Consider the following 13,812-nt stretch of genomic DNA (forward strand, 5'->3'; position numbering starts at 1 on the left):
TCCTCCTCCTCCTCCTCCTCCGCATCGCCCGCGCAGGAGACGGCGGTCGCGACCGCACCGGCGTTCGGCACCGAGATCAGGACCGCGCAGGAAGCCAACGCCAACGGACTGACGGCCGAAAACACCCTCGTCACAGGCCGCGTCAGCATGGCCTGGGAGCTGTAGGATCTCGGGCTTCGCTGCATACAGCGAGGCCTTGACCTGCGGCTTCTCGCGGTGTCTCACGACGCTTCATCTGCGGCTGTCCCAGCGGCTGGTGCATTTCCTCCGGGGGCACCGAGGCCCCGCCGGACGCTTCCAGACGGACGACAAGGCAAGTGACCAGGCGAGGAGCGCAGACCGGCCCGCCCCGGTACGGCGCTCGCCGCAGCGCGAGCGGAGCGAGCTGCCAGAGGTCGCATGCGCGCAGGGCACCCCTTGATAATTGCGCGCACGAAGCTTCGCTGTGTCCCTAGACTCCGGCCTCGATGAAGAGACGAGTGCAGTTCACCGAGCAGGTTGCCCGTTTCCGCGACTACATGCCGACCGAGGATCGGGAAACGTTCCTGCGTCTCGTCGACAGGATCACAGCCGAGCCCGAGTGCGCGGGCAGCCACCTCGCCTACACGAACGACACTGTGACGCGCGCGGTCTGGGAAGACCACGTAATGGTCCACTACGTCGTCACGGCCTTCTTCGTGATCGTCATCGAGCTGGACATCTACGACCCGTCGCGCGGTTTCAACGAGATGTAGACAGCACTACGCGCGCCGACCACGACGTGGGCACGCCACCCGCACCGGGCAGGCCAGCGACCTGCGGTGTCTCACGGCCCGCTTCATAAGTGCAGTCGATAGGAAGCGGGCCGTGAGATTGTGAAGCTGGATTTGAGACGCTACAGGCGCTGTAGGATCCCTCCGCTCGTGGCACAGGTCGTGTTCACTGACCAGGCGCCCTTCCGCTGTCTCAGACCGATGGCACAGCTGCTCAGCCTCAGGCACGTGGCACTTCCTCATGACGTCGCTCGACCGACAGGGCTCCGCAAGCGCTGGCGTCACGCCGAATAGGCCCAGAGCATCCGCGAGCGCTGACGTGAGCCCGATGTGGGAGGCCGCGGCTCCGACGAAGGCTCCGGGAACACTTCACCGGCCTGTCCGGGCATTCGGAGAGGCCCGGACACGGCCAAGTTCCCTGCACTACAGTCGGGTTACCGTCCACGTGCGACGGGCGCTGCCCCGAGGGCCGACGCCCGGCATGAGGATCCAGAAGAGAGGGCAGGGGATGCTGGAGCAGGCATTGGCCGCACTGGCGGCCGCGGGCGGAGCCGCCGTGGTCCAGGCTGCGGGAACAGATGCCTGGACCGGCCTGCGTCAGGCCGTGGCACGCTGGTTCGCCCGGGGCGATGCCCGGCGCGAGCAGATGGAACTGGAGCGCCTGGACCAGACCTCGGCCGAGCTGCAGGACACCCACGACGACGTGGCAGAACTCCGCATTCGCCTGGAAACGGCGTGGCAGACCCGGATCGAAAGCCTGCTGGAGGACATGAACGAAGCGGAGCGCGGTCGCGCCGCTGAGCAGCTCCTCGGCCTGCTCGCCCAGCACGTCCCCGGCACAGTCGTCTCAGCGGACGACGGCGGCGTGTCCGTGGGAGGGAACGTGCACATCTCAGCCCCCCACGGTGTGGCAGGCTGGCATGTCGGCACGGTCAACGTAAACCCTCCCCGGCCGGGAACGCCTCAGGGCTGAGCGAGCCCGGCGCCGTCCCAGGTCCTAGCACCACCCCCACCCTCCGGGGCATGGCCGGCGCGATCGTCGCCGGGAGGATCGAAAACCTCCACCAGCACTTCTCCGGGACCAGGCGGACCACCGCCCGACTGGACCAGCCGCGACCGATCGAGCAGTGGACCGCGCAGCAGCTGGGCGTCCATCCAGCCATCCGCGGTACCGATGCGCCTGACACCGACGGTGCGTTCGTCCTTCCGGGGTACGTCGAACGCGACCACGACCATCGGCTGCGCGACCACCTGCTCAACACGGCCCGCAGCGAGCAGGCAGCACTCCTGCTCGTACGGGGAACGTCCTGCAGCGGTAAGACCCGAACCGCCCTCGAAGCCGTCCGTACCTGCCTGCCCGGCTGGAACCTGGTCTTCCCCAAGACCGCTGAGGGGCTTCTCGCTCTGCTCGAGGTCGGCGGCCCCGCCCCGCGCACCGTCCTGTGGCTCAACGAAGCGCAGAACCACCTCCGTGGGACCGCCGGGGAGGAGGCCGCGGCCGCGCTGCAGAGTCGCCTGGAGAAGCGGGGGCCGGTCGTGGTCCTCGGCACGCTGTGGCCCGAGTACTACCGCGGTTTCACCACCCCACCGCGCTCCGGCGGAGTCACGAAAGATGACGAGCATCGCAACGCACGAGCCCTGCTCGCCCAGGCGGTACTCGTGGACGTCCCCGCCTCATTCACGAGTGAATCCCTCAAGGACCCGCTCGTGAACCGTGACCCCTCGCTGGCCGCGGCCGCGCGCTCCAGCACCGGTGGCAGGATTCTCCAGACCCTGGCGGCCGGTCCCCAACTGGTCGACCACTACCAGCAGGCCACCGAGCCCCATGGCCCGTACGGACAGGCCGTCATCACCGCGGCCATGGACGCCCGCCGCCTCGGCCACGCCTCTCCCTTGCCCGCCGTACTCCTTGAAGCCGCCGCTCCCGGCTACCTGACCGAGCAACAACGCGCCGACGCCGACCCCGACGCCTGGTTTGCCCCCGCCCTCGCCTACGCGCGCGAAAAGATCAAAGCCGTGGCCGCGGCTTTGGAGCCCGTCGCCAGCCCCGACGGCATGGGCCCCGCACCCGGCCTGTTCCGCCTCAACGACTACCTCGACCACCACGCGCGCACCACCCGCCGCTACGCCCTCCCGCCGGCCTCCTTCTGGACCGCCGTCCGGGACCACGCGGCCAGCCCCCCAGACCTCAACGCGGTCGCTCACCAGGCCATGTCGCGGCTCCGCAACCGGATCGCGGCGGACCTGTACCAGCAGGCCGCCGACGCCGGAGACCCCGTAGCGCTTTCGGAGCTGGCGCGGCTGCGCGAGCGGATGGGGGACTCCGCGGGAGCGGAACGACTCGCCCAGCAGGCTGCCGGCGCCGGAAGGACGGACGCCCTGCGTGAGCTGGCGCACCGTCGCGAGTCGGCCGGGGACGCGGCGGGCGCGGAACGGCTGCTCCAGCGGGCCGCCGAAGCCGGTGACCACCCTGCCCTGTCGATGCTGGCGTGGCAGCGCCGGCGGGCAGGAGACATAGCGGGTGCGGAACTGCTGTGGCAGCGGGCCGCCGACGCCGGACACTCCTTCGCCCTGCCCGAGCTCGGGCAGCTGCGCGAGCAGGTCGGCGACGTGGCGGGTGCGCTACTGGTCTGGCAGCAGGTCGCCGAAACCGGCGAGCCGTCCGCCCTGGTGGCGCTGGGCAGGCTGCACTGGGCGGCGGGGGACGTGGCGAGTGCGGAACGGATGTTCCAGCGGGCCGCCGATGCCGGACTGCTCTACGCCCTGCGGGACTGGGGGAGGCTCCGCGCGCAGGCAGGGGACGTCGCGGGTGCGGTCCTGGTGTACCGGCGGGCTGCCGACGCCGGAGACCCCGAAGCTCTGCAAGCGTTGGGGAAGAGGTACGAAGAGGCCGGTGATTCGGCAGGAGCCGAACAATTCTGGCAGCGGGCCGCCGACGCCGGATTCGTGGAAGCACTGCTCGAGATGACGTGGCGGCGCAGAGCGGCCGGCGACCTCGCGGGCGCGGAGCGCTTCGCCCAGCGGGCCGCCGATGCCGGAGCGCCCTCTGCACTGACGGAATTGGGGCAATTACACTGGGCGTACGGTGACGTTGAGGCCGCGGAACGACTGTTCCAGCATGCCGCCGACGCCCGTGACAGGGAGGCCCTGTCCCATCTGATGTTGCTGCGCGAGGAGAGCGGGGATGCGGCCGGTGCCGTCCGACTCGCCCAGCGCGCCGCGGACGCCGGAGACCATTCCCTCTTGCGGGAGCTGGCGATTCATCGTGACACGCCTTGGAGCCCGGCGGATGCGGAACCACTGTGGCAGCAGATCGCTGATGCCGGAGATCCGTCCGCCCTGGTGGCGTTGGGGAGGCTACGCGAGCGGGCCAGGGACACGGTGGGCGCTGAGCGACTCTGGCAGCTGGCCGCCGACGCCGGAAACTGGGAGGCCCTGTCCGAGCTGGCGCGACAGCGCGGGCAGGCCGACGGCATGTCAGTCATGGACCGAGTACGACGCTTCGGGCTGGAGGCCGACGGCTCTCCAGCCACGCCGTGGTAACGGGCACATGACGATCGCTCGTGAGCTACGAAGAACAACCTGGCGGCCCCGCAGAGTCCGCAGATCCGGCGTGCCCCGCGGACCTGCTCCGCCGGCTTCTGGATCACATCTGCTCCAAGGGGTTCCCGGGTCCGTCTCGGCGTCCCGACATCGCCGGCGTGGGACCCACGGCCGTGCCGATGCCTCATCGTGTGCAGTCCCCCCGAGCAGATGACGTTCTCGACCCGCAGATCTCAGGTAGATGGCACACGCGCCGGGCTAGGGCCGTTGCACTACAGACTGTGCCGCGAAATCCTGGACCCTGCAAAGAGCACGTCCAGGGGGCCCGGAGGAGTACGGATGCCCCGTCCCCTACGGTCCGGAGCATTCTCGTTTGGCCTGGTCACAGTACCCATCAAGCTTGAGAATGGCTCCGAGAGGCACGACGTCTCCCTGCGGCAGGTGCACGTGGAGGGCGGTGGCCGGATCCGTACCGCAGGATCTGCGAGAGCGACGGCCAGGTCCTCACCGAAGACGAGATCGGCAAGGGCTACGAGATCAGCAAGGACCACGTCATACCGATCACGGACGAGGACCTGGCGGACGTGCCGCTGCGCACGCGAAGGCGATCGAGATCGTTGCGTTCATCGACCGGTCCTCCGTTGACCCGGTCCAGTACGGCGCCGGCTCGTACTACCTGACCGCCGACGGACCGGTTGGCGCGGCACGGCGACACCGTACGTGCTGCTCCTGTCCGGCCTGCATTGGGGGGATGAGATCCGCTCCTCCGAGGAGATCACCCCGCCCGAGACCGAGCTGACCGACGACGAGATCGACGGCGCGCTCGAGCTGATAGAGACGATGACCGTCGGGTCCCTCACCGACCTGGACGTCACCGACCACTACACCGAGGCGCTCCACGAGGTCATCGAGGCGAAGGCCGAGCACCGGGCCTCGAAGCCCGCCGAGGGCGAGGAGAAGCCGGCCACGCCGGTCGTCGACCTGATGGCCGCGCTGGACAAGTCCGTCGCCGACGCCCGCGAACGCCGCGGCGAAACTTCCGGCGGTGGCGAGGCGACCGTGCACGAGATGCCGAAGCCGCAGAAGAAGACGGCCACGAGGAAGGCCCCGGCCAAGAAGACCGCGGCCAAGAAGACCGCGGCGAAGAAGACGACCGCGGCCCGGCGGAAGAAGTCCACGTAGGGGAAGTAGGGGGACTCGTCCTCCGCCGGCCGCGCGGGCTGGCCGCTGGGCTTGTCGATGCCGAGGCTCCCCCACGGCGCGCAGCTGATGGCCGCCGACGACACCACCGCCGACGCGTACACCAGCACCGACGGCCACAAACGGATGGAGAAGTCCGAGGCGTACGCCATCTGGCTCTGATCGCGAGAGACGGCAGCGCTTCTACGGCGACTCGGGAAGCACCGGGGCCCTGGGCTCGGTCCGGATGTTCACGAGTTGCGGCAGCGGGCGGAGGCTGTTCCGCCTGGGGTGTGGAGCGTGCGCGTTCGATTGCGAGGATCTTGGGTTGGAGGGTTGAAGTTGCCGTTGCGGCAGCTTCTACCGTCGTGACCAGGGCCGGAGAAACCGGCCCGGCGACACACACGTGCAGGAGTAGTGATGGACTGGCCAATCTCAGAGGTGGCCCGGATGTCGGGCGTGACCGCCCGGGCGCTGCGTCACTACGACGAGACAGGCCTGCTGCCGCCGGCCCGGATCGGGGCCAACGGTCACCGCTACTACGAGGAGCGCCAGCTGCTGCGGCTGCAGCAGATCCTCGTGTTGCGGGCGCTGGGCGTCGGGCTGCCGGAGATCGGCAGGATCCTGTCCGAGCAGGTCGACGAGGTCGATGCCCTGCGGCGCCACCACCAGCGCCTCCTCGCGGAACGGGACCGGCTCGACGCCCTGGCAGGCACCGTCTCCCGCACGATCGCCGAACTGGAGCAGTCCAGGAAGGACGGCAACCCGATGACCATCAACCGACCGGAGAACCTCTTCGAGGGCGTGACGCCCTCCCAGTACGAGGAGAACATGCGCGACTTCCCCGAACTCGCCGGAGAGGTCGCACGACGCGCCGACGCGATGAGCCAGGCCGACGCCGACGCCGCGCACCGTGAGCGCACCGCGCAGATGATCCGGCTGGCCGAACTCATGGCCGCGGGCCACCCGGCCGACGCCGACCCGGTCCAGGCCGAAATCGACGCCCAGTACCGGGCACTGACCGAACTGCGCGCTGTCTCCGCCGAGGACTACCGGGCCATCGGATGCTCCATCGTCGACAACGAGACGTGGCGCGCGGCATACGAGGCCATCGTTCCCGGCCTGGCCGCGTACCAGCGCGACGCCATCGAGGCCTACGCCACCACCCGGCTGAACTGAGGCACGACGCAACCGTCATCGGGGGAAGAGCCGCGATGGCGGTTGCGTCGCGTCATGGTGCCGGTGTCGGTGCACACCCGCATGTGCTCGGCCAGGTACGGATGAACTCGCTCAGTTTGTGAGGTGCGACAGGCCGTTCCCGATCCTGTGCGGCGTGGCCGGCCGCGCTACCCGTGCTCCGGATGCGAACTGCTCTGCAAGCGCGTCCTCATGGGTTGATGTCCCAGACGTCATCCGCGCTCGTACGCAGAGAAGGGCCGCACACCCCAGCCCCACCGCACGGCAACGAGCAAGTCCTCGTGGGTGAGCAGGCCCGCGAGTTCGCCCGTCTTGTGATCCATGTCGGCCCCGGTGTCGCGGACCTCCTGCTCGTCGCCGGTGGCCGCATCGAGGACCAGCAGTTCCTCACTGCCGCCATGCCTGCGGCCGAGGCTGCGGGCGAGGGCAGTCACTCGGCCGCCAGCCGCTTCGAGTGCGAGGAGGCCGCGGCCGGAGACCCGGTCGTGCCGCCACACCTCGGTGCCCTTCGCAAGGTCGAAGGCGACCACCCGGTTCACGTACTCCTTGCCGCGCTTGGCCTCTGCGGCGGCGTACAGCCGCCCGTCCGCGACCGACACAAGCCCGGACCCGTGGGACTGGATCGTGCCGTGAGCACCAGTGGACTCGATCCGGCCCAGGGGCGTCCCGTCCTCGCCAAAGGCGAGGTAGGCGCCCGGCACGCCTTGCGCGGTGCCGCCAACCTGCGCGACCACGGGATCGGTCGACAGCAGCGTCACCTCCGCGTCCGTGCCCGGAGTCGGGCGGCCACCGAGCGGCGCGGACCACAGTGCTTTCCCGTCGGCCTTGTCGAACGCGGCCAGCCGCAGTTCGGTGCGGCCGCAGGTGAGCACCGCGAGGATCTGTCGCTCGCCGGCGGCGACGCGCTCGGGCACACACCCCGCGGGAACCGCTGCCTTCCAGCGCGGGGCGCCGGTCAGCAGGTCGAAAGCGCGCAGGGCCTGCGATCCTTGAACAGCAGGCCGGATGGTCTCGAGGACCCATCGGTCGTCACCGTCCCGCAGCACGGCGAGCCCGCCCCCGGCCGCGACCATGTCGGTGAGCGACTCCGTGAGATCGGCCGGGGCGCGCCGGACGTGCCACAGTTCCCGGCCGGTCGTGAGGTCCAGCGCGGCGACGGTCGCACAGCCCTGACCGCCCGGGCTCCGGTCCCCCCGGGCGAGCAGGAGGACGGAACCGGCCACGCGGCGACCGACCGCGCACACATGGTCCTGGCCCGGCGGTGCGTACTCCCAACGCCGGTCGCCCGAAACGGCGTCGAAAGCGGTGACGGCGTCGTACCGACTGCGGACGAGCGTGTCGCCGACGAGCCAGGCACCGTTGCCGTAGTCCCGGGCGTTGTCGTCGACCGGAGCCTCCCAGACGACGCGCATTGAGCCCCCTGGGGCTGAGCAGCCCGTGGTGAGGCCGACGAGCAGCGCAGCGACAGCCACGAGCAGGGGACGGAGTCGCCGCGCTCCCTCGGACGACGACAGCCACCGCTCCCGTCCCGGTCCCGTGTCGCCTGTCACGCGCACTGTCACATGGATCCCCACCCCTGGCTCGAAACGATCAAGACTCCGTCAGACCAGGAGAGACGTGATCACCCGCACAGCTCTCGTACGTAGCCGTGACGGATCATCACCGCTCCACAGGACTTGAGCCAGAACCTTAACTCGACAACAAAGCCCAGCCACCCGAGTGACCACGTTCACCCGTACTCACGTGGGCACTCTGGCGAGTGCGCAGACAGCCGGCGATGTTCGATCCCGAGTACCGGCCGCGGCCGCCCTCAACACGGTGCCGCCCAGTCCCGTGAACCCTCGTCGATGCCATTCGGCCCTCGCAGGGCCCCCGAATGGGTCAGCGGCGTATTTCTTCACGACCCGGCGTCCTCGCGCCGGTCCCGCCCGCGTTCCGTACTAGAGAGGCCGAGCGACCGCTCTTCGACCCGCCCGCCGTGCCCCAGCAGACCCGTCTGTTCGAGCGTGTGCTCCCGCATGAGCCGGGCCAGCTCCCGTCGGGACAGCAGGTCGACCAGGACGGGGTAGAGCGGGCGCCCCACCTGGGCGAGGCGCAGCCACGGCGGCGCGTAGACCGTGGCGCGACGGCGTTCCACCCCGTGCTCGATCCAGGCGGCGACCTGGTCCACCGGGTAGACGCGGCGGGCGGGCGCGGGCATGTGCGCGCGCAGCTCGCGGAGCACGGTGTGCCGGTCGACGTCGCGGATCATGTCGGTGTCGGTCCAGTGCAGGTACGCGACGCCTACCGCGACACCGAGGCCGGCCACCTCGGGGCGGAGGGAGCGGGCGAAGGACTCGGCGCCCGCCTTGGAGGCGCAGTAAGCGCTCATCATGGGGGCGGCGCCGAAGGCCGCCGTGGAGGCGACCTGGAGGAAGTAGCCGTGGGTGGCCCGCAGGCCGGGGAGGAACGACCGCGCGGTCACGGCGCTGCCGACGAGGTTGACCTCGATGACACGGCGCCAGGTGGCCGGGGCGGAGGTCTCGAAGGGGCCTCCGGCGGCGACGCCGGCGTTGGCGATGACGACCGAGGGGGCACCGAGGTGCCGCACGACGTCGTCCGCGGCCCGGCTCATAGCGTCGTCGTCGGTGACGTCGACCTCGACGACGTGGGTCTCCGTGTCCAGCGTCGCCGCCACCGCCGACAGCGTGGCGGCCTCACGGCCCAGGAGGGCCACCCCCATCCCGCGGGCCGAGAGCCGGCGGGCCAGGCCCTCGCCGAGACCCCGTGCCGCACCCGTCACAACGGCGGTGCGTCCCTGCAGATCCCATGAGCGTGAGCGTGACATGTCGCCTCCGTGAGGAAAGGGGCAGAACGGGCGCCACTGGCTATTCTCGCCACGGTGGTATCCGGATGCGCGCGGAGTGGCGGAGGCCGGCCGACTCCTCCCGGCCGGGTTTCGAGGGCGTGCTCACGGATGGGCGGCGTCCGTCGGGAACAGCGACTTCTCGGAGGGGACCCCGCAGAACCGACCCGCGGCCCGGGAGCGACACGGCCCCCGAAACCCCTTCGGTGGCTACGGCGCGCGTGAGCCGTCGAGCGGCGAGGGGAGGGCCCGGCTGCGGAGCAGGCCCAGGTGCCGGGGTGGGGCTCGGCCTGCCGACGGGCGGCTTCACCTCGTTCCGGCAGCGAGCGGGGTCGGTGAGGGCGATCCACCGGCTCGCCTTGGACGTGCCCCCCGGGGCGACGGCTTCGCCTCCCAGACCCGTCGGGGCCTCGATCGCTGCTTCCAGGTCCGGTACGGGGAAGTGGACGTGCGAGCGCGGGCGGATCGAGGGGTCCGGAGCCGAGTCGGCCGCACCGCCGCTGATGCGCGCGATGGTGGCGTGGCCATGACGTAGGCCGCCGTGGTCGTGCGCGTAGGACGCCACACAGCAGCCGGCCCCTCCCCCGGCCCAGTCAAGAACCTCGCCGTAGAAGATCGAGGCTTCGAAAGCGTCGCGTGTGTGCAGTTCCAGCCAGGCCGGGGCACTGCCACTACTCACGCGACCAGTCCGGGACCCGCGTAAAAGTGCTGCGCGGCAGCCAGACCCCGGGCCATCAGACTGACCCGGCACGGGTCCCGGCGATCTCATGGTTCGACGTCGACGCGGCCGTCACCTCGGATGACTCGGCGGAAGGGATGCTTCCCCCGTTGTCCTGAGAGATGAAGCGGAGTGCGAGGCGCCGCCGCCTGCGAGTCGGAGCCGACCGAGGGCCTGAAACCGGACACACGCGCGAGGACGGCCCTGACGGCCCGCCGGCGCAGTGGCGGCGACAGGCCTCTGCTCCGGGCCGCGTCGGGTGCCCAAGGAGGATGGGGCACGCCTGGCAGCAGACCCGAGAGGCGAAATGCCTATATCTGACCTAGTTTGTCAGCGTCACCTATTCCCCACCCAGAAGGACAGGTCATGGCTGACAAGGGCCGCACGGACAAGATCAAGGGCAAGGCGAAGGAAACGGTCGGCAAGGTGACCGGGAACGACCGGATGAAGGCCGAAGGGAAGATGGACCAGGTTGAGGGCAAGGCGAAGGAAGTCGCGTCCGACGCCAAGGAATCCCTGCGCGGCAAGCGCGACGAACGCTGAACCATCCGCTGGAACAAGGGTCCGCCTCCCAAGGAGGCGGGCCCGTCCTCCACCCCCGCCCCTGGCAAACCCCTCCCTATGTGCGCCATGCCGATGCGACGCGCCGGGCGAGGTCTACAGCAAGCCGGCCGGCCGCGTACCCGTGAGGCGTGATGCCGAGGGATCCCAGCCTCTTCAGGCCCCTGAACGACTCGATGACGGTCTTCAAGCCTCAAGCCGGTCAACTCCCCGAAGGGCTGCACGCCCACGCGCGCGCCTTCCACCCGGGCGTTCGAGGTGCGGTCCACCAACCACAAACGTTGCGCCAATGCTCGATCTCGTGAGCAGACGTGGCGCCTCAGCGGCCACCGAGGAGGCCGCTCGCTGTCCGGACAGCGCCCGCGTGCAGGTCCTGTCCGGGCACGGAGCTCCGAGACAGTTGCCGTACCTGGGGAATTACCTCGGGGCTCGGCTCCGTTCCCCCGGCATGAACTCCGTACGGGAAACCCCCGACGTCCTCCGTTACACCGCTTTCTCCGACGATCCCGAGGGAGGCAATCCCGCCGGCATCGTTCTCGACGCCACGGGCCTCGGCGACGAGGAGATGCTGGCGATCGCCGCCGAAGTCGGCTACAGCGAGAGCGCGTTCCTGACAGCGCCGTTCGAGGGAGCGGACTCCGACGCGTCGGACGCCGGGCGCGCGTACACCATCCGCTACTTCAGCCCCAAGGCGGAGGTTCCCTTCTGCGGTCATGCCACCGTCGCGACGGCCGTGGCCCTCGCTGAACGCATCGGCCCCGGCGACCTGGTGTTCACCACGCGTGCCGGGACCGTGCCGGTCACCGTGACCCGGGAGGGCGGGACGCTGCGGGCCACGCTCACGAGCGTCGAGCCGCACATCGAGGAGGTCGCGGCCGAGGACCTGGCAGAGGCACTCGCCGCGCTCGACTGGCCGGTCGGCGACCTCGATCCCGCCCTCCCTCCCCGCATCGCCTTCGCCGGCGCCCGCCATCTGGTCCTGGCCGCCGCGACCCGAGGGCGCCTTGCCCGCCTGGCGTACGACTTCGCCCGCCTGGAGAAGCTGATGCACCGGCTCGACCTGACGACGGTGCAGTTGGTCTATCGCGCCTCTGCGGAGGTCTTCCACGTCCGCGACCCGTTCCCGGTGGGCGGTGTGGTGGAGGACCCGGCGACCGGGGCGGCAGCGGCCGCCTTCGGCGCATACGCCCGTGAGCTCGGACTCGTACCCGAGGCGACGGTCCTCACCCTCCACCAGGGGGAGGACATGGGGCGCCCCGGCGTCCTGACAGTGGAACTGCGGGAGGGCGACCGGCGGATCAGGGTCGGCGGCGCAGGAACCCGTATACCGGCCTGATCCATGAGGAGGCCCTGACCGATCAAGTGCGCTGACTACCGGCCTCACATGCGAGCGCCTGGTCCCCGGCGGCTGCCATGCCGGGAACGAGGCGCTCGTCGTAGGCGGCCTGGTTGTCGACCTTCTTCGGGTCGGTCTCCAGGCCGCCTGCCCAGTGCATCAGCGGCCGGTCTTCGCTGGTCTTTCGACCAGAGCACTGCGCATCAGGCCGGTCCGAGACGTCTCCGCCACCCCGATACCCAGGAGGTCCTCCCCTGCTTCTCAGAGTGCGCCGACGATGTCCTCCACCCGGGCCTTCGCATCGCCGAAGAGCATCGCGGTGTTCTCACGGAAGAACAGCGGGTTCTGCACTCCGGCGTATCCGGAGGCCATCGAGCGCTTGAACACGATGACCTTGCCGGCCTCCCACACAGTGAGCACCGGCATGCCTGCGAGCGGGCTGCTGGGGTCCTCCGCTCCGGCCGGGTTGACCGTGTCGTTGGCGCCGATCACGAGGACGACGTCGGTCTTGGCGAAGTCGTCGTTGATCTCGTCCATCTCGAGCACGATGTCGTACGGCACCTTGGCCTCGGCCAACAGGACGTTCATGTGTCCGGGCAGGCGGCCGGCGACGGGGTGGATGCCGAACCGTACGTCGACGCCCTTCGCGCGCAGCTTGGAGGTGAGCTCCGCGACCCGGTACTGCGCCTGCGCGACGGCCATGCCGTAGCCGGGAGTGATGATCACCGAACGTGCCGACCCCAGAAGTTCGGCGGCGCCCTGCGCGGTGGTCTCCTGGTGTTCGCCGTAGTCGACATCCGAGCCCGCCGGCGTCTCGATGCCGAAGCCGCCGGCGATCACGGAGAGGAAGGAGCGGTTCATCGCCCTGCACATGATGTAGGACAGGTACGCACCGGAGGAGCCGACCAACGCGCCCGTGATGATCAGCAGGTCATTGCCGAGCAGGAAGCCTGAGGCCGCCGCCGCCCAGCCGGAGTAGCTGTTCAGCATGGAGACGACGACCGGCATGTCACCGCCGCCGATCGAGGCCACCAGGTGCCAGCCGAGGGCCAGTGCCAGGAGGGTCACGGTGATCAGCAGCCACAGCTCCGGGGTGATCACGAACCACACCGTCAGGGCGAGGAACAGGACCAACGAGCCGAGGTTCAGGGCGTTCTTGCCCGGCAGTACCAGCGGCTTGGAGTCGATCTTCGCCGCGAGCTTCAGGTACGCCACGACGGAGCCGGTGAAGGTCACCGCGCCGATGAACAGGCCGATGAACACCTCGGCGTGGTGAATTCCCAGCGTGCCGAGCCCGCTCAGGAGCTCGGCCTCGTGACCGCCCGGGTCGTGCTCGACGTTCAGGAAGCCGTTCCAGCTGACCAGCACGGCGGCCAGACCGACGAAGGAGTGGAGCAGCGCAATCAGCTCGGGCATCCCCGTCATCTCGACGCCGCGGGCCCGCTGGAGGCCGATCAGCGCGCCGATCAGCATCGCGACGGCCATCAGGCCGAGGCCGGCACCGTCGGCGTCTCCGTCCAGCGCGAGCACGATCGTCGCGACGAGCGCGACACCCATGCCGAGGATGCCGAACGCGTTGCCGAGCCGTGCGGATTCGTGCTTGGAAAGTCCTGCCAGCGCGAGGATGAACAGCAGCGCGGCAACGAGGTAGGCCGCCTGGGCGGCGATGGTCGCAGACATG

General features: G+C 70.0%; 14 protein-coding genes. 9 read left to right on the forward strand and 5 right to left on the reverse strand.

All coding sequences use genetic code 11. The annotated features are described in order from the left end of the window. Positions 1-479: 479 nt before the first annotated feature. The 7 genes from AOK00_RS21275 to AOK00_RS21295 all read left to right on the forward strand — a co-directional run bounded on the left by AOK00_RS21275 (position 480) and on the right by AOK00_RS21295 (position 6,653). Positions 480-734 carry a hypothetical protein gene (locus AOK00_RS21275; protein WP_055601886.1) on the forward strand — a complete coding sequence of 85 codons (255 nt, stop codon included), beginning with the start codon at positions 480-482 and terminating at the stop codon, positions 732-734. 526 nt (positions 735-1,260) lie between these two features. Beyond that, entirely contained in the window at positions 1,261-1,725 is a 465-nt protein-coding gene (locus AOK00_RS21280; protein WP_055601906.1) for a cell division protein ZapB, read from the forward strand. A gap of 50 nt (positions 1,726-1,775) precedes the next feature. After that, positions 1,776-4,295 (forward strand): hypothetical protein, encoded by a 2,520-nt coding sequence (locus AOK00_RS21285; RefSeq protein WP_063886635.1) that lies wholly within the window; start codon positions 1,776-1,778, stop codon positions 4,293-4,295. Between the two features lie 518 nt (positions 4,296-4,813). Further along, positions 4,814-4,975, forward strand: a complete 162-nt coding sequence (locus tag AOK00_RS41450) for a hypothetical protein (protein ID WP_367870049.1) — start codon at positions 4,814-4,816, stop codon at positions 4,973-4,975. Positions 4,976-5,015: 40 nt separating this feature from the next. After that, a complete protein-coding gene (locus tag AOK00_RS41455; RefSeq protein ID WP_055601887.1) occupies positions 5,016-5,477 on the forward strand; it encodes a hypothetical protein in 462 nt (153 codons plus the stop codon). Positions 5,478-5,534: 57 nt separating this feature from the next. Next, the gene (locus tag AOK00_RS41195) at positions 5,535-5,657 is read left to right on the forward strand and encodes a hypothetical protein (RefSeq protein WP_301554218.1); all 123 of its coding nucleotides are present in this window, start codon (positions 5,535-5,537) and stop codon (positions 5,655-5,657) included. 237 nt (positions 5,658-5,894) lie between these two features. Next, positions 5,895-6,653 (forward strand): MerR family transcriptional regulator, encoded by a 759-nt coding sequence (locus AOK00_RS21295; protein WP_055601888.1) that lies wholly within the window; start codon positions 5,895-5,897, stop codon positions 6,651-6,653. 230 nt (positions 6,654-6,883) lie between these two features. Here the strand turns inward: AOK00_RS21295 and AOK00_RS21300 are convergent, their stop codons facing one another. The 3 genes from AOK00_RS21300 to AOK00_RS39150 all read right to left on the reverse strand — a co-directional run bounded on the left by AOK00_RS21300 (position 6,884) and on the right by AOK00_RS39150 (position 10,285). After that, a complete protein-coding gene (locus tag AOK00_RS21300; protein ID WP_055601889.1) occupies positions 6,884-8,083 on the reverse strand; it encodes an outer membrane protein assembly factor BamB family protein in 1,200 nt (399 codons plus the stop codon). Between the two features lie 485 nt (positions 8,084-8,568). Beyond that, positions 8,569-9,498 carry an SDR family oxidoreductase gene (locus AOK00_RS21305; protein WP_055601890.1) on the reverse strand — a complete coding sequence of 310 codons (930 nt, stop codon included), beginning with the start codon at positions 9,496-9,498 and terminating at the stop codon, positions 8,569-8,571. A gap of 40 nt (positions 9,499-9,538) precedes the next feature. Then, positions 9,539-10,285 carry a VOC family protein gene (locus tag AOK00_RS39150; RefSeq protein ID WP_159041813.1) on the reverse strand — a complete coding sequence of 249 codons (747 nt, stop codon included), beginning with the start codon at positions 10,283-10,285 and terminating at the stop codon, positions 9,539-9,541. A 315-nt stretch (positions 10,286-10,600) separates the two neighbouring features. Between AOK00_RS39150 and AOK00_RS21315 the strand changes: the two genes are divergently transcribed. Both AOK00_RS21315 and AOK00_RS21320 read left to right on the forward strand, forming a co-directional pair. Further along, a complete protein-coding gene (locus tag AOK00_RS21315; RefSeq protein ID WP_055601892.1) occupies positions 10,601-10,777 on the forward strand; it encodes a CsbD family protein in 177 nt (58 codons plus the stop codon). A 466-nt stretch (positions 10,778-11,243) separates the two neighbouring features. Then, entirely contained in the window at positions 11,244-12,131 is an 888-nt protein-coding gene (locus AOK00_RS21320; protein ID WP_055601893.1) for a PhzF family phenazine biosynthesis protein, read from the forward strand. Positions 12,132-12,153: 22 nt separating this feature from the next. Here AOK00_RS21320 and AOK00_RS39155 read toward each other — a convergent pair whose 3' ends face one another. Next, positions 12,154-12,291: a hypothetical protein gene (locus tag AOK00_RS39155; RefSeq protein WP_159041814.1), complete on the reverse strand. Its 138-nt coding sequence runs from the start codon at positions 12,289-12,291 to the stop codon at positions 12,154-12,156. Positions 12,292-12,392: 101 nt separating this feature from the next. Next, the gene (pntB, locus tag AOK00_RS21325; protein ID WP_055601894.1) at positions 12,393-13,811 is read right to left on the reverse strand and encodes a Re/Si-specific NAD(P)(+) transhydrogenase subunit beta; all 1,419 of its coding nucleotides are present in this window, start codon (positions 13,809-13,811) and stop codon (positions 12,393-12,395) included. Position 13,812: the final 1 nt, after the last annotated feature.

The sequence above is a fragment of the Streptomyces aureus genome, from assembly GCF_001418135.1.
GTDB classification, from domain to species: Bacteria; Actinomycetota; Actinomycetes; order Streptomycetales; family Streptomycetaceae; genus Streptomyces; species Streptomyces aureus_A.

Coding starts and splice junctions, on each gene's coding strand:
- AOK00_RS21280 (WP_055601906.1), top strand. CDS start 1,261: ATGCTGGAGCAGGCATTGGCCGCACTGGCGGCCGCGGGCGGAGCCGCC.
- AOK00_RS21285 (WP_063886635.1), top strand. CDS start 1,776: ATGGCCGGCGCGATCGTCGCCGGGAGGATCGAAAACCTCCACCAGCAC.
- AOK00_RS41195 (WP_301554218.1), top strand. CDS start 5,535: ATGCCGAGGCTCCCCCACGGCGCGCAGCTGATGGCCGCCGACGACACC.
- AOK00_RS21295 (WP_055601888.1), top strand. CDS start 5,895: ATGGACTGGCCAATCTCAGAGGTGGCCCGGATGTCGGGCGTGACCGCC.
- AOK00_RS21300 (WP_055601889.1), bottom strand. CDS start 8,083: ATGCGCGTCGTCTGGGAGGCTCCGGTCGACGACAACGCCCGGGACTAC.
- AOK00_RS21305 (WP_055601890.1), bottom strand. CDS start 9,498: ATGTCACGCTCACGCTCATGGGATCTGCAGGGACGCACCGCCGTTGTG.
- AOK00_RS39150 (WP_159041813.1), bottom strand. CDS start 10,285: ATGAGATCGCCGGGACCCGTGCCGGGTCAGTCTGATGGCCCGGGGTCT.
- AOK00_RS21315 (WP_055601892.1), top strand. CDS start 10,601: ATGGCTGACAAGGGCCGCACGGACAAGATCAAGGGCAAGGCGAAGGAA.
- AOK00_RS21320 (WP_055601893.1), top strand. CDS start 11,244: ATGAACTCCGTACGGGAAACCCCCGACGTCCTCCGTTACACCGCTTTC.
- AOK00_RS39155 (WP_159041814.1), bottom strand. CDS start 12,291: ATGCACTGGGCAGGCGGCCTGGAGACCGACCCGAAGAAGGTCGACAAC.
- pntB (WP_055601894.1), bottom strand. CDS start 13,811: ATGTCTGCGACCATCGCCGCCCAGGCGGCCTACCTCGTTGCCGCGCTG.